At 37.8% G+C, this 20,619-nt stretch carries 15 protein-coding genes and 1 pseudogene; 2 read left to right on the plus strand and 14 right to left on the minus strand.

What is annotated here, in order from left to right:
• Positions 1–277: 277 nt before the first annotated feature.
• On the minus strand, positions 278–1,255 hold the full coding sequence (locus tag EBF12_RS00375; protein WP_121725886.1) for a catalase: 978 nt from the start codon (positions 1,253–1,255) through the stop codon (positions 278–280).
• 146 nt (positions 1,256–1,401) lie between these two features.
• Positions 1,402–1,582, minus strand: a pseudogene (locus EBF12_RS12290) (flagellar basal body rod C-terminal domain-containing protein); the annotation flags it as partial.
• A gap of 334 nt (positions 1,583–1,916) precedes the next feature.
• On the opposite strand from EBF12_RS12290, the gene ciaB reads away from it, so the two are divergent.
• The gene (ciaB, locus tag EBF12_RS00385) at positions 1,917–3,989 is read left to right on the plus strand and encodes an invasion protein CiaB (protein ID WP_121725887.1); all 2,073 of its coding nucleotides are present in this window, start codon (positions 1,917–1,919) and stop codon (positions 3,987–3,989) included.
• A gap of 242 nt (positions 3,990–4,231) precedes the next feature.
• On the opposite strand, the gene EBF12_RS00390 is transcribed toward ciaB, so the two are convergent.
• The 11 genes from EBF12_RS00390 to EBF12_RS00430 form a co-directional block, all read right to left on the minus strand.
• Positions 4,232–5,527, minus strand: coding sequence for a CCA tRNA nucleotidyltransferase (locus tag EBF12_RS00390; protein WP_121725888.1), 1,296 nt, complete (start codon positions 5,525–5,527; stop codon positions 4,232–4,234).
• Between the two features lie 27 nt (positions 5,528–5,554).
• Positions 5,555–6,730 (minus strand): FAD-binding protein, encoded by a 1,176-nt coding sequence (locus EBF12_RS00395; protein ID WP_121725889.1) that lies wholly within the window; start codon positions 6,728–6,730, stop codon positions 5,555–5,557.
• A 100-nt stretch (positions 6,731–6,830) separates the two neighbouring features.
• The gene (locus EBF12_RS00400; protein ID WP_121725890.1) at positions 6,831–7,898 is read right to left on the minus strand and encodes an aminotransferase class V-fold PLP-dependent enzyme; all 1,068 of its coding nucleotides are present in this window, start codon (positions 7,896–7,898) and stop codon (positions 6,831–6,833) included.
• A gap of 20 nt (positions 7,899–7,918) precedes the next feature.
• Complete coding sequence (locus EBF12_RS00405) at positions 7,919–8,620, minus strand: phosphocholine cytidylyltransferase family protein (RefSeq protein WP_121725891.1); 702 nt, start codon at positions 8,618–8,620, stop codon at positions 7,919–7,921.
• Entirely contained in the window at positions 8,620–9,474 is an 855-nt protein-coding gene (locus tag EBF12_RS00410) for a class I SAM-dependent methyltransferase (RefSeq protein ID WP_121725892.1), read from the minus strand. The genes EBF12_RS00405 and EBF12_RS00410 overlap by 1 nt, the downstream gene beginning before the upstream one ends.
• Before the next feature lie 117 nt (positions 9,475–9,591).
• Positions 9,592–11,964, minus strand: coding sequence for a thiamine pyrophosphate-dependent enzyme (locus tag EBF12_RS00415; RefSeq protein ID WP_121725893.1), 2,373 nt, complete (start codon positions 11,962–11,964; stop codon positions 9,592–9,594).
• A complete protein-coding gene (gene aepX, locus EBF12_RS00420; protein WP_244196267.1) occupies positions 11,964–13,334 on the minus strand; it encodes a phosphoenolpyruvate mutase in 1,371 nt (456 codons plus the stop codon). The genes EBF12_RS00415 and aepX overlap by 1 nt, the downstream gene beginning before the upstream one ends.
• Before the next feature lie 85 nt (positions 13,335–13,419).
• Positions 13,420–13,923, minus strand: a complete 504-nt coding sequence (locus tag EBF12_RS11220) for an alkaline phosphatase family protein (RefSeq protein WP_167444776.1) — start codon at positions 13,921–13,923, stop codon at positions 13,420–13,422.
• 103 nt (positions 13,924–14,026) lie between these two features.
• On the minus strand, positions 14,027–15,088 hold the full coding sequence (locus EBF12_RS11510; protein WP_244196268.1) for a hypothetical protein: 1,062 nt from the start codon (positions 15,086–15,088) through the stop codon (positions 14,027–14,029).
• Between the two features lie 143 nt (positions 15,089–15,231).
• Positions 15,232–15,924 (minus strand): YidC/Oxa1 family membrane protein insertase, encoded by a 693-nt coding sequence (locus tag EBF12_RS11515; RefSeq protein WP_244196269.1) that lies wholly within the window; start codon positions 15,922–15,924, stop codon positions 15,232–15,234.
• Positions 15,921–17,549, minus strand: a complete 1,629-nt coding sequence (locus tag EBF12_RS00430; protein WP_121725894.1) for a CDP-glycerol glycerophosphotransferase family protein — start codon at positions 17,547–17,549, stop codon at positions 15,921–15,923. Before EBF12_RS00430 ends, EBF12_RS11515 begins: the two co-directional genes overlap by 4 nt.
• A gap of 265 nt (positions 17,550–17,814) precedes the next feature.
• Here EBF12_RS00430 and EBF12_RS00435 point away from each other — a divergent pair, with 265 nt between their 5' ends.
• On the plus strand, positions 17,815–18,321 hold the full coding sequence (locus tag EBF12_RS00435; protein ID WP_121725895.1) for a DUF4149 domain-containing protein: 507 nt from the start codon (positions 17,815–17,817) through the stop codon (positions 18,319–18,321).
• 39 nt (positions 18,322–18,360) lie between these two features.
• Here EBF12_RS00435 and flgE read toward each other — a convergent pair whose 3' ends face one another.
• Complete coding sequence (gene flgE, locus EBF12_RS00440; protein WP_121725896.1) at positions 18,361–20,517, minus strand: flagellar hook protein FlgE; 2,157 nt, start codon at positions 20,515–20,517, stop codon at positions 18,361–18,363.
• Between the last annotated feature and the right edge of the window lie 102 nt (positions 20,518–20,619).

Raw genomic sequence — 20,619 nt, forward strand, 5'->3', positions numbered from 1 at the left:
AAAATGGCAATATACACGCATAAAACAGCGTAGGTTTTAAGCTGATTTTGTCTAATAATGCGTTCAAAACGAGAATCCATAAGCTCACTTGAATCCATATTTGCCTCCCTTGCTTAAGTCATTTATTAAGCGATATTATGGCAAAGTTTTGCTAATTTATCTTTTTAATCTTTGAAGAGTGATGTAAGAAGAGAGATATGGGGGATGCTTTGTTAGATGTAGAGGGGGGGGGGCTTAGAGGGTAAGCCCCTTTTTATGGGATGTGTGGATGGTGTAGTTATTGTCTTTTACTAAAGGTAATAGCATAGGTGCTATCGCGTAAGTTAAATAATGGATCTTTGGGTTCACCTATGCCTTGAGGGAGGGTACCTGGCATAAACACATCGCCATTGCAGTCTATGCCATTGTATTTATTTACTTTGAGTGTGCCTATAGCCAACTCTTTATGCTCACCACTCCAAAGGGCTGTTGTGTCATTAAGGGTGTCATTGGCATTAGCAAATACTACTATGAGCTTGTATTCAATAGGTTTTTTAGCTACTTTAGCTTTGAAATCAGATTCTAAAAAGTCATCACCGCGAGCTTGAAGCTCTTCATCTGTGAGGTAGGATACGCCATTTAAGGGCACGAGTTTAAAGCGAGCAGGGAGCATGTCGCCACTTTTGGCGTCTTTAAAATAAAATGCGTGAATGCTGTGATACATTGTGTTAGCTACGCTTCCTGTAATACCTATGGTGCTTAGTAGGGCTTCAAAATTGCGATATGAGGCTACTTTTTGTGTACGCTTTTGAATATTTTTGGTATCTAGCTTGCCATTTTTGGGCACTTTCATAGCAAAAAACTCATAAAACTCCTTAGGATTCTTAGCAAAGTTGATTTCAGTATTAAGCATAACAAGCTCCCAGCTTTCGCTTTTGCCCTCTAGTTTGATAGCAATGCCTCGGGGCTTTGATTTGTCACTTGCTTGTGGGTTACCACCACCTAGAGAAAAGCGAATCTGTGCAGGAATAGAGCTTTGATTGAGTATGGGGATTTGGAGTGTTTGCGTGATGTTTTTAACGGGTTTAAACTCACCAAGAGCACAAAAACCCTTAGCATGGTTGATTTTCTTATGAGGGTTGGCGGCATCTCCATTGAGTGCGTAGAATACATTAGCGATATCTTGGGCATCATATTCTTTTGCCTGGACTTGTAGAAGTAGGGTAGATGAGTATATGCCTATAAGCAATACTTTTGTTATGTTGATTTTTAGCATTTTCTTTCCTTTGGTATTTGAAATAGAAATAGAATACTAAAGGTTCTATGTAAATATTATCTAAATATATAAATTTTCCACTCTATCTTTTTATGCCTTGTGCAAGGCTTTAAAGTAAGGGTAATCTATAGCAAGAAAACTATAGATTACAAGAGGTTAAGGAGAGTATTGAGAATTTGGTCTGAGGTGGCTACGGCTTTGGAGTTTGCTTGGGAATCCTCTCTATACAACAATGAGTTGTGTTAAGCTGCGACTTAAATCCACATTACTCATCGCAAGTTTAGAGCCAGATACCCCACCTTTTCGCCCTGTATTTGGCACTCCAATCATCGGCTCACTATCTTTCATCAAATACGCCGCACCAGAATCCGCCATATACTCGCGGTTGCGAGAAATAAACAAACTGCAATACAAACAAAATATTTCTAGCCATACGCACCCCTTGAGAGTTTGAGCTACTAAAATAAAAGGCAAAATGGCAATATACACGCATAAAACAGCGTAGGTTTTAAGCTGATTTTGTCTAATAATGCGTTCAAAACGAGAATCCATAAGCTCACTTGAATCCATATTTGCCTCCCTTGCTTAAGTCATTTATTAAGCGATATTATGGCAAAGTTTTGCTAATTTATCCCACACAAGCAAAAATCAAGGAGATATTATGAAAAAATCAAAAGCAGTATTTGAAAATGAACTCGCACAGATTTATGAGCTTAGTCAGCTTCAAAGTAAAGAGATTTATACATTCTTTGATTCTATTATGCAAAAAGATTCTAAGAAATATGCTCTGCTTTGCGATTTGAGTAAGCAATGTGAGCTTGAGCCTACTCAATCTACGCTTATGGCTTTGTGTGAGCGTATCATCAACTTGCGAGAGGATAAAATCGTGCAGATTTTACAAACGCAATATGCAGAGAATGAAAACAAACAAAATAAGATTGACAAAGCACGATATATGCTCCTTAGCTTTGTGATGAGATTCTATCAAGCTCAGTTTGAAAATCTTTTACAAAGCATAGAGCAAAAGGGGCTTTTAAGTGCATTTTATAGGGAGATTTTATATAGCACACATCGCGTTGGACTTGCGATGAATGACTTTTTTGTATCGTGGCAAAAACGATTGATTGATAAGATAAACCGAGACTTTGAGAAAACATATAGCTTCGTAGAATCTCCCACAAACCTAGATTTTACACAAGATGTCGCCGCAGAAGTATCTTGTGATGATTTTTTGGGTTCTCAAGGTGGAGGCGAAGGGAGTTTGCCAAATGCAAATGACCGAGCCAACACCGCAGACTCTCACAAAAGCACACAAGAGATAAGGCAGATTCTAGAATCTAGCCTTGACACAGATAAAAATGGCGTATATATCGGGAGGTGCTACTCTATCCCGCTGCAAGTTGGCACAAAGTTTATCTCACAGCCCTATGTCAAGGCATTCTCACAAGATGTGGAGCGTATTATTGCAGCTCTAAAACAAAGTATTGCACATCTTAACTTGCTTGAAGATTCTATCTATCAGGCAAAAGAGGCTTATATTGCCTATTTTGAGGCACTTATAAAAGCGTGGGGAGAGAGTGAGAGTAAAAATCTCATTCAGCGATGGCAGGAAGTGGATTTAGCGTGGATGGCTATCAAAACGCCTTTGCAAATCGCCCACCCCTTTGAATATTATGAAGATATTTATCGCCATAGTGTCGCACCTGAATGGGACTTACGCCTAGAGAATAAAAAGAATGAAACACAAAGCTATGCAAAGAATCTTGTGGGGGCAATGTTTCAAACATTAAGTCAAGAATTAGAGCTAGATTCTACGCTTTATAATGCCATTACTTGTGCGTTTAAGCAAACAAGCTTGTATAACTCAATGCCGCTTTTGTATTATGGAGCGGAGAATAATGGACTATTTTCCGCACAAGTGGTGCCAAATGATGAGACAATCTCCAGTCAAAAGGGCAAAAAGATCTTTGCTTTCCCAGATAGAATCATCAATCAAGCTAAAGCCAAACCGCAGATGAAAATTAATGTAGAGTTTTTCGGGGCGGAGCTTTTGGAGAAGTGGCGTGAGATTTTATTTCATAATGAAAGGCTTTGGCACTTTATGTATGACATTAGCACGAATGGACACGAGTTTGGGCATATTCTGTGGGTGGATTGGCAGAGTGAGGGGCTTATGAATATTGATGGAGAGTTTAAAAATATAGAAGAATTTAAGGCTACTTGCGGTGGACTTGTGGCGTGGTTTTTACACTATGAGAAAGCAAAAAATATGGGGCAAGATTCTGCGGATTGCAAAGATTTGAAAGAGATTCTTGCTTATGAAACAAGCTTGGGTGGAATGGATAAAATTTTAGAATCTTTACTTGAAGACCACATTAGGCGTTGCGTTGGGCTTATGGCGTGGAGGAAGAGCTTGGAAGTTCTGGCATATTATTGCGAGGGATTATTGCATTTGAGTGGGTTATTTCAAAGCGGGGTATTAAGCTTTGATAAGACACAAACACCGCATTTGCAGATTCACAAAGAGCATTACCCTAAGCTCATAGCGTGGTATCAGCACACTTATAAATCCCTTGCCAACCACTATATACAAAAGCTCCCGGCAAATGCGTGGCTTAAGACTTACATAAACAACAAAGGCTATCACGCTTTGAATCCACAAGTTAGAGAGTTTGTCGACTTTTATTGGGAACGATACAAAAGCATTGGGAATGAGATTTACACACCTTTGTAATGCTTAGAATCTCACGCAAACTCCGCAACTTGTCATACTGAAGCGTTAGCTGAAGTATCTTACAAGGAATCTAACAAAGATATTTCGCCTTTTTCAAAGGCTCGCACGAGCAAAGCTCTTGCCTACACTTGCAAATATGACAAAGGCTTAAAATCTCAAAGTAGATTCTAGCTACACAAACAAAAGCCTAGAATATCACGCAAAGCTTCAATAAGCTAAGATTCAACAACAAAAGCATAAACCTAACCCCTTAGCTCCCTCGCCCTTACAAGCAAAGCTTCCCTAGAATGCTTTAATTTTTCACTCACAATCTCTTCAAGCAATATCTGCAAGATTCTGCCAATGTCTTTTTCCACAAAGCCCAATGCCCTTAAGTCATCGCCATTTATACACAGCTCCTTGAGACTTAAGGGCAATGTAGAATCTAGCACCTGTTCCACATTTTTTTTAAACTCTTTTAGCCCCTGTTCATCTGCAATAACACTCTTAAGCCTTATCATATCACGCAAAATCCGCTCTCCACTCAGCCATTCACGCCTAGCCTCTCGCCCACCAAGAGCAATAATGTGCCTTGCTATCTCATCTTTACTTGCCCTAAGTGGTATTTCACACGCTTTTAGAATCTCCACGATATGCCGCCTTGTTTTATTATCAAACCTTAAAGATTCTAAGAGTGCTTCTACTCTCTGCCTTTGACACACTTGAGCCAAAAATAAAGCCCAAACAAGCGTGTGAGATTCTACATTTTGTGGCAATATCACTGCTAGTCCTTGAAGTCTTATCATTCCGCCAAGTGCTACACAAAGCACATCGCTATACTCACGCACAATTTTTTGAGCTGCCCTCCCGCATAGAAGTTTTGTTAGCTCATCTCTTATGCGTTCTTTTGAGATATAGCATAAATTCTTAGCACATTCTCGCAATGCAGAATCCGTGTGAGATTCTATCTCAAAGCCCAAAGTCGCAGCAAAACGCAACGCACGCAAGATTCTTAAAGCATCTTCATCAAAACGCAAATGTGCCTCCCCCACACACATAATCTTACGATTGATAATATCCCTTAGCCCACCTACCTTATCAATAAGTCCCGTATATGGCGAATACGCAAGGGCATTCATCGTAAAATCCCGCCTTTGCAAATCCTGCTTCAACTCAAGGGTAAAACTCACGCTATCTGGAGCGCGTTTATTACTATAAGTCCCCTCTATGCGAAAGGTGCTAACCTCATACATTATATTATCATACATAACACTTATCGTGCCGTGCTTTAAGCCGGTGGGGATTGTGCGGGGGAAAAGCCTTATCACTTCACTTGGCAGGGCAGAAGTGGCAATATCATAATCACTTGGTAGATTTTGAGACTTCACATCGCTTTTGGCATTGCTTTGAGATTCTAAAATATGTAAAATCATATCACGCACACACCCACCGACAATATACGCCTCATATCCGTGCGATTGCAAGTGATGAAGGATAAATTGCACATCTTTTGGTAAAGATGGGGAGAATGTTTTGGGATTAAAGCAAGATTCTAGCATTGTCCATATTCTAAACTAGATTCTACGCTAGATGATTTTGCCATTTTCTAGCCCTTTTCTTAGACGCAATAGCCCAAAACGCAAAATCAAACGCCGAATGCAAGGCACAAACATAAAAGGATACCGCACATAATGGCGAAACAAAGTTTTTAAAATAAGCATTCTAGCCTTTGTTCTATATGCTTTATGCAGGGCGTTGTGAATCTTATCGGCAGAATGCAACGCATTTATATCACAGGCATTTAAAATATGGGCTAGAATCCTAGAGCTATTCATCGCTCCGCTTATGCCTTCCAGCGTGCTTGCATTAATAAACCCAGCTGCCTCACCGATTAAAAACACACCACTATGCCCTAAGACAAAATCCTTGAATCTCGTGGGTTGCAGCACTAAACACGCCTCCTTTTTGAGCGGTTTTCCAAAAATAAAGCCTAAAGTGCTAAGTCGCTCTATCTGTGTGGCAAATCGCTCTTGGCAATTTGCGTTCGGATACGCCCCACCGAAAATAAAATAACCATTTTTTGACATACTCCAGCTATAACTTGGCGTGAGCTGCTTATCAAACACACAAGAAAGCATAGGGGCGTTATTTTCCTTATACCATTCTTGAATACACACAAGCGACTTTGTCTTAAGCTGTGGGTAGAGATAACGCCTAAGGTGGCTTTTTGCCCCATCTGCCCCGATGACAATTCTAGCCTTACAGGTAAAATCTTGGGATATTTTTGAGTGTTTAGAATCTTGTTGCTTAAAATGAAGTGTGTAGATTCTATCCTCTTCTTGTTTTAGGCTTTTAAAATACGCATTATGAAATGTGGAGATATGACTAGGAATGCGTGATTTTTGCCATAAATCAAAGGCGTGTCGCTCCATATTGATATAACCCTTTTGGATATATGAGGCGTGAGAATAGCCATAATCAATGGTATTAATAGCAAAGATTTGAGGCTCTACAAGCAAAGATGTAGGGAGATTTAGCCCTTGTGCGGCAAATGCCTTTTGCCCACCCTCGGATAGTAGCCCACCACAAGGCTTATGAAAGCTCTCATCAAAACAATCTCCGCTAGAATCTTTTTTATCAATAGCGATGACTTTGAGACGAGAATCTAAAAGCGAGGCAAGATTGCTCCCTGCTACGCCTAGACCGATTATAGCTATATCAAACTCCCCTAAATCACGCATTGCCATTGTATTTTCACGCATTGCCCCATCTACAATCCTTTCTATAAATTTTTATCCCATCAAAATAAGCAAAGAATTTTAACATAGCTTTGATACAATACTTGTTATGCTTGATAATATTTTATTTATACTTTCCTACAAATGTCTCCAATACATCTAAAAACCCTTGTAAATCACTTGATTCAATATCTCCAATATTTGCTATGCGAAACATATTTAAACCAGCAATTTTTCCGGGATAAATCGTATAGCCCCTTTCTTTACAATAAGAGTGCAATTCATTAAATTCCATACCACCAGAAAGAGTAATAGCTGTAATAATAACACCATAAGAGTTTTTTGGGTAAATATCAAAGCCAAGCCGAGTTAAACCATCTCTTAGAATCTTGTTGCTTTGCTCATATCTTTTATAGCGATTTTTTAAGCCCTCTATTCTTAATTCATTAATAGCCTGCCTTAGCGCATAAAGTGTTTGCACAGGTGGGGTAAATCGCATTTGGTAATTATGTGTGAAGTACTCATATTGTGCTTTTAAGTCAAGATAAAGGCTTTTTGCATAGGTAGCCTTTAAAATATTTGCTTCATTGGCGATTACAAAGCTTACTCCTGCCATTCCTTGAATATTTTTATTGCTTGATGCAATAATGAAATCCACAATATCAAGGCTTAAGGGATAACACGCATAGCTACTCATACAATCAGCAATTATCTTAATATTCAAAGGTTTGCAAATACGACTTATAGAATCTAAATCATTTATTAAACCACTTGTTGTTTCGCTATGGATAAGGGCTAGAAATTGTGGTTTTTCCTTTTGTAGAAATTCATCTAGTTTCGCAAAATCAATGGGATTCAAAAAATCAGATTCAAATGCTACATAGTTAATACCCGCATATTTTGCCATATCAGCAATTCTTTGTCCATACGCACCATTTATGATAATCGCTAATTTATCATTACTGCCTACAACGGAGCTAACACACGCCTCAACCGCTAGAGTCCCACTCCCACCAAAAAGCACTGCCTTTACTTTATCACCACCTTCCACAAACTCAACAAGTCCTTTGCTTACTTCCTCCATAACTTTACCAAACTCTTCTTCTCGCGGACAAATATCTTCTACCACCTGTGCTAGTTTCACGCTTAGAGTTGTGTTTGCTGGACCCGGATTTAAAAGTATGTTTTTCATATTTTTCCTTTTTTATAATTTTATTGAGAATCTTTTTTAAGAATCTTTGGGATAATAAGCTTTTTTGCTCGCTCTAAATGCTCCAAGCAATCAATCTCACACCATATAAGATTCTCAATCTTTAACACATCAAAACCTTTTAGTAAATATTCATAATCATTTTGACTATGGCAATCAAGCTTTACAAAGCTTTGTAAAGAAATCTTAGAAATGCCAACTAGCTCTCCATCAATAGAATCTAGCTTTGTTTTATCCTTGCTTAAATCTTGTAGTTTGCCTTGCACGATACTCATATACACTTCATCGCCACTCCGTGTTGTGCCACTTGCTAAAACAAGATTTTTTCTTTCATCTTGAAGCAGAGCTTTAATCGCCAAAGGATTATATACCAAATCAGATTCTAAAAGTAAAAAATCTTGTGTAATCAACTCTCTTAAACACCACAGCGTATAAGCACTTCCAGTGGTTGCAAAATCTTTATTTTTATGCGTTATTATCTTAAAATCTTTAGTTGAAAGCCTATCTGCTAGGGCATCATAAGCTTTGTTTTCATACCCTGTGCCAATAATGATTTCTTGTATGCCTGCTTCCTTTAAAAGCCTTAAGCTTCGCTCAATCAAAGTTTCTTGTAAAGATTCTATATAGAGAAAGCCTTTTGGTAGATTCTTCTTAATATCGCCAAGCCTAGAACCAAGCCCAGCTGCTAAAATAACCGCTTGCATTAATCTTTTTTCTCCATTATGACATTGAATCTAAAAGGCGAGTTTGCATAACCTTTAATATTTTGTTGCTCTATATAGATCTCGCACTGCTTAGATTCTGCAAGCTCCACAAACAAATCCTTTGGACAATACAAATGTTTTGTTGTGCCTTCATATAGCTTTTCATAGTCATCACCACATATTTGCTTTTTATAGGCAATGTCTGCTTCTCTCTGGTCTAAATCCAAAATATCAAGAAATAAAACCTTTTTTCTAGCCTTATCAATCATCTTTGCAATCACTTCTTTTGCATACTGTAAAGACGGAAAATAATGAAACACACCAAATGAGCAAACACTATCATAAGACGCAGAATCTATATCCTTTGCCTCACCTTGAGTGATATTTGCATAAGGCAATACTAACTTTGCAATGTGAGATAAATTCTTAGAATAGTCAATACCGCCAAGTTTTTTAAAGCCTCTAATATCCTTAAAATCTAGGGTAGAAAGCGGATTTTCTAACACATCACATTGAGACAGCATTTGCCCCCCCCCCGTAGAATCTGTGCTTGTATTTATGCTATTTATAGCCGTTTGATTGTTTTCTGCTTTTTGCATATTTATTGCATAGAGAAACGCACCAGCCCCACAACCTACTTCATACATACTATCACATTGCCCCAACTTAGCTTTTTGGAATATATCTGCAATAAAATTACGATAAGACTCAATGCTAAACGAACCGGTTTTAGAATCAAAGCCATTACATCGCAATAACTCTTTTATCACTTCGTTTGTGTCCATATTTTGCAAGTTCATACTAGAATCTAGCCTTTTACTTTCCCAAATATCCCGCCAAGTCTTCGTTTGCATTCTCGTTCCTTATTTTGAATTTATTTTTTAAGCTTCAGTTTATGAAACTTCTCTATTTTTAATTTTTGTTTCCAACTATTGTCTCATCTTGTAGTTTTGCAAAAAACCCATCTTGTACTAAAACTCATCGCCCCACCCCCGCATATGCTCGCTTAGCCTTTGTGCTACTTCTTGTGGTGTAATCTTTGGTCGCCCTAAATTCTCTTTAGAGCCTTTTTGGATTTTAAGGTAGATAAACCACGCCCCTTTTTTAGATTCTGTATTGTTAGAATATGCTTGAGATTCTATAACTTTGTCATACTGAGCCGTAAGCGAAGTATCTTTGTTTGAAATGTTTTGATTTTTAGATTTTTTATTTTTTTCTTTAAGGAGGAAGGGCTTAAATTGCGAAGTCGCTCCCTCCCCCTTAAAAATCTCCCACCCCGACAATTCCTTCCTAGTGCTACGCACGAGTGCGGTATTGCTTTGTAAGTTTTGTGTGAATTTGGGGGCAGGAGTTACCTTATGAGTAATGACTGCCTCAAAATCCACACAATCTTGCAAATGACTACCCAAAGACGAATTGCCACAAGCTGAATTCCTCGCATCTAAAAACAACCGAACATACAACTCAAACTCTTCTAAACTCTCCGCTATATACACATTCACATACCCACACGACCTAGCAATACTACTAAAATCCACAAAAGGTGAGAGATTAAACTGCCCACCAGTGCTATCGTGGCTTTCGTTATCTAGCAAAATATGGCAAAAATTATCCCTATTTCTTGTGTAATACGCATTTGTGCTTAATGCACCAAGTCGCATAAGCAAGGCAGAATCGCCATCTATGGCAATGACTTTTTGCTTACTTTTTAACGCAATGCCAAGTGAAAGGGAGCTTACACAGCCCATAGAGCCAACCATATAGAGCTGATTTGGACTATCCTCTATCTCATAAAGCTCCCTACCGCATTTACCTGTGGTAGCAAGTAATAAGGCTTTAGAATCTTTTGCTAGAGTATGCAAAATTGTCAAAGCTTCTAGCCGTGTAGGTATTTTGTTTGTGGGTTGTGTAGGTTTAGAATCTGTGTTGTTAGAATCTACTTGAGATTCTAGAATCTTGTCATTTTGAGCCTTTAAAAAAGGCGAAAAATCTCTTTTAGCTTCTATGTGAGATACTTCGCCTAAAGACTCAGTATGACAAGGGACAGAATCGGCGTGAGATTCTGTATCGTTAGAATCTTGGCATTCTAAGATTGTGTTGCTAATTTGGTGATTAGATAATGTAGTTTGAAAATCCACAATTCTAGTATCTTGGCTAGAGTTTAAATTATGAGATTCTATTTGGCATTCTAAGATTGTGAGTGAATTTTTGGGGTTATGCAAGGTAGGCCAATGAGACGCACTAGAGCGTGCGTCGCTAGACGAAGTGTGTGCCGCATTCCCCGAAAAGTCGCCACAAGCTGAATGCCCATTCACAAGAGCAACTTTAGAAAAGGTTTTATCCTTCACAATAAAGAAAAAACTCTCTCCCTTTTCTAGCCATTCCAAAGCCTCTTGCACTTGCATTTTAGCCCTATCCATATTTGAATCTAAAAAGGTATATTGAATCTCGCAAGTCTCTAGTAATTTATCAGTGATAACGCCTAACAACTCGTGCTGCGGTTCATCTGTGTTTTTACCATAACAATCCCTTTCACCACGCAAGGACACAAAGCCTAGAATTGGAATCTTAAAAGTATAGTTAAGACTTGTTAGGGGGCTTAGGGCGTTAGAGAGACCGCTATTTTGCATTAGCACCACGCCATAGCTATGGGGCGTTGGCTTTTCTGCACTTTTAGGCAATTCAGCTTGTGGCGATAAATGCGGGAGCTGCGAAAAATCGCACAGGTCTCCGCTTAGGTAACTCCCTTGAGATTTTCCTTGCAACCCACATTTTTCACTCACAATCTTAGAATTGCTAGAATCTTGGTGTGTAGAATCCATTTGAGATTCTAAGTTTTTGTCATTTTGAGCTAAATCCATTTGAGATTCTAAGTTTTTGTCATTTTGAGCCTTTGAAAAAGGCGAAAAATCTTTTTTGGATTCTATGTGAGATACTTCGCCTAAAGGCTCAGTATGACAAGGGGTAGAATCTACTTGAGATTCTGCGTTGCTAGAATCTATATTGCTAGAATCTTGGCATTCTAAGATTGTGGTGCTAGTTTGGTGGTTGTCAAAAAAATCGCGATTGAGCTTACTTGAAGTAAGTGATTGAGCGATTTTTGAAGACTCCGCCGAAATAGTGCCACAAGCTGAATGCCCCAAAGACGAATTGCTATGAATTAGCCGACATAAACTCACCCCACTTGCAATCGCTACCGCATCGCCCTCATTATTACTCATAATAAATCGCTTGCTATTAATCGCATAATTAATAAGCGGTGCAAGATATGAGCAAGGCACACCGACAAAATCCCTTAACCCTACACTTTGTAAGTAATCGCCAAATTCTTGTGTGTCTAACATTATATTGTTCCAGGTATAAGTGAGAGAATCTCCTTCACACTCATACAAGAAGATTCCATCTCTTTGCTTCTATCAAACTCCAAAATCCCTTGTGCGACCTTTTGCATTGCTACAAATGAAGATCTAAGCAAGTGATTAGCATAAATGATAATGTTTGCCCCAGCTTCCCCTAGCTCTTTTGCAGTGATTTCATTAAAGCTTGTAGGCACGACTACCACAGGCGTTTTAGAATCTTTCTCTCTAAAGGCTTTAAGAAAAGTTAATACTTCATCAGGGCTTTTTTGGCGTGAATGTATCATTATGCCATCTGCCCCAGCGTTAATATAAGCAAAAGCTCTTTTGAGTGCATCTTCTTGCCCTTTGTCTAAGATTAAAGATTCAATGCGTGCAATAATCATAAAATCCTGTGTGATTTGTGCGTTTTTCCCCGCTCTAATCTTGTCGCAAAAGACTTCAATATCTTCTTGAGTTTGTTCTACATCATTGCCTAAAAGCGAGTTTTTCTTTAATCCCATTTTATCTTCAATAATGACAGCACTAACGCCTGTGCGTTCCAAACTTCTTACCGAAAAGACAAAATGCTCTATCTTGCCACCTGTGTCAGCATCATAAATCAAGGGCTTTGAGGTTACTTCAAAGATTTCATTAATGGTGTTTAAGCGGCTTGTTAGCTCCACTGCTTCAATGTCTGGCTTACCCCTACTTGTGCTATCTGTAAGGCTAGAACTCCAAAAACCATCAAACTCTAGTCTTTTTCCATTAGATTCTACATAGGCATTTTGTGCGATAAGGGCGGATATGGCGGAGTGGGTCTCTAGAATTCTAATAGGACGGCAATGCGGGGGGGGGGTGAGTGCAAGCAATTTTCTCAGGCGAGACTGTCTTGCGTTTGTGCTAATGCCAAGTGAATGCAATGCTTTTTTAATGCCAAGTGCATTAATATTGTGGCTATACGGGATCTCCAAAAGATTTGGATGCGAATCCATACCTGTATGCTGTTGCGGATAAAGCGCGTGTAGCACTTCTATAACCTCGTTTCGATAGTGTCGTAGATAGCCACTCTGCCAGTCATCGCCGTGAATGACAAGAATGGGCTTAATGATATGAAGGTTATATATATAACTAAAAGTTTCTTGCGGAATAATCTCATCGATAAGTTTGAGATTTTCTAATACTTCTTTTCGTTGGTTATAATCCAGAAAAGCTGGTTCATCAACTTCTGCGATCGCACTATCCGTCAATAGCCCAACCACAACTTTTGCTTTTAGCTTATCTGCCTTTTGCCTAGCAATCTTTAAAATATTAATATGTCCAGCGTGTAGTAAATCTGCCGCCATAGCGACATAGACACTTTTTTCATAACTTTTCATACAAGCTCCTTGAGACAACCTCTGCATTATACCATAACTTATACATTCTTTAGATACACATCCTAATAAATAAACTTATCTAGAGTCAAAGAGGTAAAATTCTTATAATCTTATTTTTGCCAAGCATTTTCATCATAGATATCGCTACCATTAAAAGTGAAAATTTAAATATATTAAAGCTATTTGGATTTTGATTTTCAATCTTCCATCCACCACCAATATTTATTGCCCGAATCTTTCTTGTATGGGGGATAGAATCAAGTGTAATTGAATTAATATTGGGACAACCTTCTTTTAGATTATTGCAAAATAATGCGGGAATGTCATAGTTTGTAACGATTCTAGAATCTTGCTTTATTTCACCTTTGGAATGTGATGGCTTGTAAAATAATGGGATATGCAAATTGTATTTTACAGGGAGAAATTTACTTTGTGTACCGTGATCTGAGGTAATAAAAATCTCTGTATTATCATATATGCCTAACTTTTGTAGGCTCTCCAACATTTGGGCTACCCACTGCCACGCACATTTTTCACTATTATAATGTCCTTCCATTACCTCATAGATAGTATCCCTATTTAGAAGCAATCTCTTTGGGATTAAATTGGCACGCTACATCTAATCCATACGAATTATGCGTAATGCTATTGTGGATAAACTTAAATGTAGGCTTAGTAGCATTGGCTGTTGTTTATTCTACTAACGCTCTTATTTCAGATATACCTCTTAATGAACTTGTGCTTATTACTCCATGTTTGCTAAAGAGCCATAAGCCACGGCGATATATACTTTTTCTAATGGTATAAGTTGCACTTCTAAACAAACCATAGGAAACAAGTTGCTTGAGAGGTATCTCATCAGTCTTGGCTCCACTTAAATATTTTTCAATATATATACTTTGTAGACTAGCTGTGTCAAAAAGAATGTTGCTTGTATTTCTAAGCAATGGATATAAATGCACAGAATCTGTGGGAAAGTCAAGTATGCTGGATACTGCATAACCAGCATTTTCAAAAGTATTGAGAATGTCAGCATATCCTCTTGCAATCTCATTTGCTAAACCATCGTTAATATTTCTCGCATTGATATTTAAGGCAGTATAGTGTTCTTCAGCAATAATACTTGTTAGTGTTGGTAGTGTTAGTCCGGATGTGCTCAACGCATTTGTAAAGTCGATAAAACCATCGAAAGAATTCTTCAAATTTTCATTTTCCTTAAATATTTGATGGACGATATATCCATCAGATCTATCCAGTATCAATACTAAAATATTGTTATGTTCTTTTGCAAAATCAAGTATTTGTGTCTTTTTACTCATTTTGTTTGTTGTTAATTTTTCCACACCATTTCTTTTTGCAATATTATCAATGGCAGTCACCAATGAAAAGAGCGATTGAATTACAAGCACTATTAAGAATATTTTGCATAGCCGAATAATATGTTTTGCAAATTTTAAGAAGAGCAAGATGAAAGTAAAAATAAAATAAGCTAAAATCATTGTAATATCAATGATTTTATGGGTCTTATCTAAAACAATACTTTTTTCAAAGAAAAAATGACTCATAACGCCATAATCACCACGCAACACAAAACCATAATTCACGCCTAATAACATAAGAGCTAAAAATATCCACGCTATGAGCCATAAAATAAAGATAAAGATTCTACTATTGTGATTTACAAAGCTTATGATGTAGATAAGCATAAATGAAGTAAGTATAAAAAACCCAAACAATGCTGCTAAAGTTGGCACTATTGTCTTGAGTGTAAAAGCATTTAAATCTGTTACATACAAGGCATAAGGACTAGATACGCATATCATAAAACTTAGACCGATAACTATATATTGAATAAGTTTATAAAGATTCTGATTTGCTACCTGTGTATCTTTAGAATCTACAATTCTGGCATTTTGGCTAAGAGACGACTTCCTCTTACGCTTAACACCGCCTTCAGCAACGCAAACCCCATATTACAAGTCCAATATAACACCAATGCACTTGGCATATTATAGAGCAGTACTAAAAAAAGCAAAGCTATCAAGCTTCCTTGCACTCTTGCACCTAACTCTTTTGAACTATAAAAGACATTGATAAGTGTAAAAGCACTCATTAGTAAAGGTAATATATGAATGCTAAAGCCAAATAGCATAATAGAATCTGGTTTGCTTAAATCATCTATCCAAAGAAAGCTCACATTTTGTAGATACTCTGCATTCTCTATTAAATGAATCATCGCAATAAAAAATGGAATTTGTAACATTAATCCACCAAGACTGCGCAGAGCATAAATAGGATGATACTTATGCTGTCTGTATAGCGCTTGTGTAAAAGCATAGAGTTTTGCTCTCTTATACATGCTCTTCCACGACTTAATCCTTTTGTCTAGTTTTTCTTTTAAATCTGCTTCTTGTTGTGCCTTTTTATCAGTATAGAGAAATATTTTAAGCAAAAAGAGATTAACCACAAGGCTTAGTAAAATAATGCTTACGCCATAGCTTGGTATTACCTTAAGGATATTATGCAATACAACTTCAAGCACTTGTTCTAAAGGAAATATAAATACATAATGGAGAAGTTCAGCAATCATACATTATCCTTTGCAATATCTTTTTTAGAATTTAGATTTTGTATAGAATCTTTTTTATCCTGCAAAATAATATGAGAATCTCCACATATACCAACATTCCCTAGCACTTTGTTAATCGCATTAATCTCATTATGCAGCTCTAGTTTATCTTGTAGTCTAGATTCCAGAATCCCTTTTTCTATTCTTAAAATCTCTTGTGCGGTTTTGATACCACCCACACCTTGATACTCCCAAAGAAGTGCTTTCATCTCTCTAATATTTTCTTTGAGCTTGTCATAACCCTCTTTATCCTGCAGTAAAGATTCTATAACGCTTGGCAGTCTATCAAACTCACTAGGCTCAATGCTTCTGCCTATCTTAGTTAGGGCATCTTTTACCCAAGGTGTTTCATAAATATCTTCTAAGTCATAGCCTATGATATTAAAATCAAATGTAGGTGTTAGCACGGGCTTTTCAAACAAACATACAAAGTCAAATATCACACCAGAGAAATCCCCCATCATCATATCTGCACGATATAGGGCATAGATATTATCCCTGTTATTATCCCATACGATATTCTTGCAATCTTTAGTTTGGACTTGCAGTGAATCTAGCAGTTCTTTTTCGGAATTATAGCTTTGTGGGTGAGGACGAATAATAAGATTAAAAGGAGAGTTTATAAAAGGCTCAATAAGCTTCATACCATATTTGCTAAGCAAAGCCTCTCTTCCCCAAGATGGTGCTAAAAGTATAGTGGTCTTTGTGTCTGTATTTGGAAAAAAGTGTATCTTTTTCTCATCATCAAGCTTTTTGTAGGCTTGCAATTTTTCTTGTAAAATATCAAGATAGGTGCAGCCAGTAATGACAACTTCTTTTGTTTTAAGATTTCTTACTCTTTCTACTTCGTGGATAAAATCTGTATGTATGATTGAGTTTGTGAAAACACTATCAAAGTAATCAAGTGCAAACACCTCATAAATATCTACATGTGGAAGTGAGTGGATAATATGACTATAATGCTTCACACCTTTGCTTCGCTTGATTTGCAATATATCAAGCTGTGGTGTGCTCATCATCACAATATCAGCCCTAAGGCTATTAAGACAAGAAATAGCTTTTGGACTATCGCTACTACCGATGTATTCAAATTGTGCGTTGGGATTGTAATTTTGTGTTGTGTTTTTGTTTGTATTGCTAGAATCTAGATTCTGTGTTGTTTGGTTTATGCTGTCTATAAAATCTGTGTTTTTAGTAGATTCTGTTTTCCGTGCAGAATCTTTTTTAGAATCTAATCCTTTTATGTATAGTTCAAAATCCTCTTTTGATGAAGTAAGATAGGTATAAGGATAAGAGATAGAATCTAGATAAGTTAATATAGGTTTAAAAACATTATGATATTGCTTACCTTCACTATAAAAGACAAGTTTATGATTTTCTTGCTTTCCTTTCTTAAACTTTACCCCCCCCCCTTCAGCTGTCAGGGAAATAACTTTATAAAAAATGCTTTTAAAGAAGAATATTGCTGAAGCAAAGAGGGCAATAGCTGATGAGAGCAATAAAGAACCGGTGCCTGGATCAAGATAGGCAAATGCTATGCTAGGTGATAGGCATAGCAGAATGAATAGTGAGAGAATGGGTTTCACGCGAATTATCTCCTTGTAAAAAAAATTAAAAAATAGCAAAACTCAAAATACTTAGAAGATTTTAGAATCTTAAACCTCAAAATGACAAAGTCCCAAAACCTTGAAAGCTTAAAAAAACAAAAAGGACTCGGATTCTAAACTCAAAATACTTAGAAAAGCATAAAATGCCCCCCCCCCCCGCAATGTAACAAATTTACCAAAAACTATAATTTTTAGATTTAGATTCTTCATTTATAATAATGAAAATCATTAAAGGAGAATAAAAATGAATCTTTACAAAACTTTTCGTATTCTTGATTCTGTGTATGGGCTAATGCTCGGCATTGGCTTTGGATGCATTATTGCCTGTGCGTTTGCAGCAGCGACCATCTTTGGTGCTTCAAGCTTCTTGCCACAGCTTTCAATCGGCGATAGCGGCTTACTTATGGGCAAAATCTTTGAAAAATGCAATGTGTATTTTAATATCCTTGCTCTTGTTATTATCACTTATGAGCTTGCCACATTCTTTACAGCTAGGCTTTTTTCTAACAGCACACAGCGTCAATTATGGCTTATGCTCGGCGGGATAAATGTCATTCTTATCTTTCTTTTTACACTTTATTACACGCCCTATATAATGGAATCTCAAGCTCTAGGGAGCTTTGGCACGGCTGAATTTGATTCTATGCATAAGCAAAGTGAAATGGTTTTTAAGATTTTACTTTTCACACTTTCTTCAAGTGCAATATGGAGAGGGATTATCGGCTCTAAGCCTTTTAATACCCATAAATAAAGGCTAGATTCTATGCTTTAAACATAGAATCTATGAAAATTATTGTTTAAGATTTAAAAGCGTATTTAGAATCTGGTCTGAAGTTGTAACCGCCTTTGAGTTGGCTTGGAAGCCTCTTTGCACGACAATGAGTTGCGTTAAACTTCGGCTCAAATCCACATTACTCATCTCTAGCTTACTTCCGCTAACACCGCCTCTACGCCCTGTGTTTGCCGCACCAATCATCGGCTCACCGCTATTCCCTGTTTGTGAGAATACATTCCCACCTTCAGCTTGCAAACCGGTATTGTTTGCAAAGTTTGCCAACGCTACTTGAGCTAGGGCAATTGAGCGTCCATTACTAAACGCCCCAAGCAACGAGCCATTTGAGTCAAAGCGAATATCCATCAAATCCCCAGCTTGATAGCCATTTTGATTAATCGCATAAGTTTCAGAGATTTTATCCACACTTGTTAAGCCCCCAAAACTCTCATTCGCACCAAATTTAAGCTCAAGTCTTTGAGGACCTTTACTTCCATTTTTTGGGTCAAATTGTAATACCGGCGGATTCATACCAGAGAGTGAGCCATCGCTATTAAATGTCGCCCTCCCACCCTCAAAGACATTAGGCTTAGTTGCCGAACCACCGACAAATTGTGCAGGTTCAGGCACCACAGCCCTAAAGCTCCACACTGCATCGCCTGTCTTCCAAAACTCAAAGCGGATATTATGCTTACTCCCCAAACTATCTACAATATCCACACTTGTGGCGTGTGTAGCCTTATTAATCTTGCCTGTATTGACAGCCGCACCACCCTCAATAAGTGAAGCGGTATTTAATGCCTTAAATGTTTCTTTGAAAAGGACATTGTTTGTTACATTGTCTGAAAAGTGGCTTGTTACATAAAGGCTTAGGTTGCGTTGCTCATCATCAGCATCATCACCATTTGTGATCTCAAACATACCCCAACGATTCAGCGTTACAGCCACTGAAGCGGTGCTTTCTTGGTAAGTTTTCTCTGGATTTTTAATCATATTTGCATCATATTGAATAAGCGCTCTTAAATCCTCTGTTGTCCTAAACTGCCCTGTTGTAGAATCTGCATCTTCGGATTTTGTATAGCGGTATCTAAAGGCAGTAATATCCTCTTCACCCTTCACAAAGTTTTGGAATACACCCGTGCCATCAGCAGTAATGCGGACATTTTTGACCTTCTCTCCGCCGTCCATTTGATTGCGATTTTCAATCCTTAGCTGCCCCGCATCCACATAGGCATTTACACCCGTTTTGTCCCTTATTGAATTAATCGCATTCTGTGCTGCTACAATGGAGCTAACACCCGTTATCGCAGAATTGTTAGAAAAGCTTACTTTCTCGCCATTAATACCTATTGTGCTAACTTCATCGGTTGCCACAGTATCGTGCTTAATCACCGCTGTTTTATAGCTCATCCAAATGCCTTGATTTTCATTTAACGCAAACGCATCGCCATCATCATTAAACAACACACCCATATCTTCACCCACTTGCATAAGCACACCACGAGAATCATACACTGGCGAAATCCCATCAGCAGCAGTTCTTGCTGTAGAATCTAGTGCCGCTATCTCTTGCATTTGGTTAATATGTCGCCCTGCGTTAAGATTAGCTCTCAAAGTGATAGTTTTTGTCGCGCGTGCTGGCATAACCATACCCGGATCAATTTGAATATTCCTCACCGGTCCTGTATTATCCACTCTAAAAAAGTCAAAATCACTCATTGTACCAGATTCAGCAGATTCAAGCGGAGGACGCACCCAGCCTTGCACCACATAGCCACCTGTTGTTACAAGATTCCCATTTGCATCAAAGAGAAACTCTCCATTACGCGTATAATTGTGCGTTGTCCCGCGGTCTGGCGAGATGATGAAAAATCCATCGCCCTCAATGGCAATATCAGTTTTCACATCGGTATTTTGCGTATTCCCTTGTGAAAAAACCTTTGTCGTTGCATCAATCCCAACACCCAGACCGATTGAGAAGTCATTCTGCCCTCCTAGCCCGTTTTTGTAAGGTGAAGTAGCAATAAGTTTGATTTGGGATAGCATATCCACAAACGATGCCCTTGAGTATTTGAAACCAACCGTATTAACATTGGCAATATTGTTACTCTCCACATCAAGTGCGATTTGATGTGCTTGCATACCGCTAACGCCTGACCATAAAGACCTTAACATATTGTATCCTTTCCATTAAAATCTGCAATATTCACACAAAACTACAAGCAATAGATATTCCAAAAATATAAAACTTCAAAAAAAATTGCAATATTTTAAAAC

Origin of the sequence: Helicobacter labetoulli, assembly GCF_003670275.1 — a bacterium.
Classification (GTDB): Bacteria; Campylobacterota; Campylobacteria; order Campylobacterales; family Helicobacteraceae; genus Helicobacter_C; species Helicobacter_C labetoulli.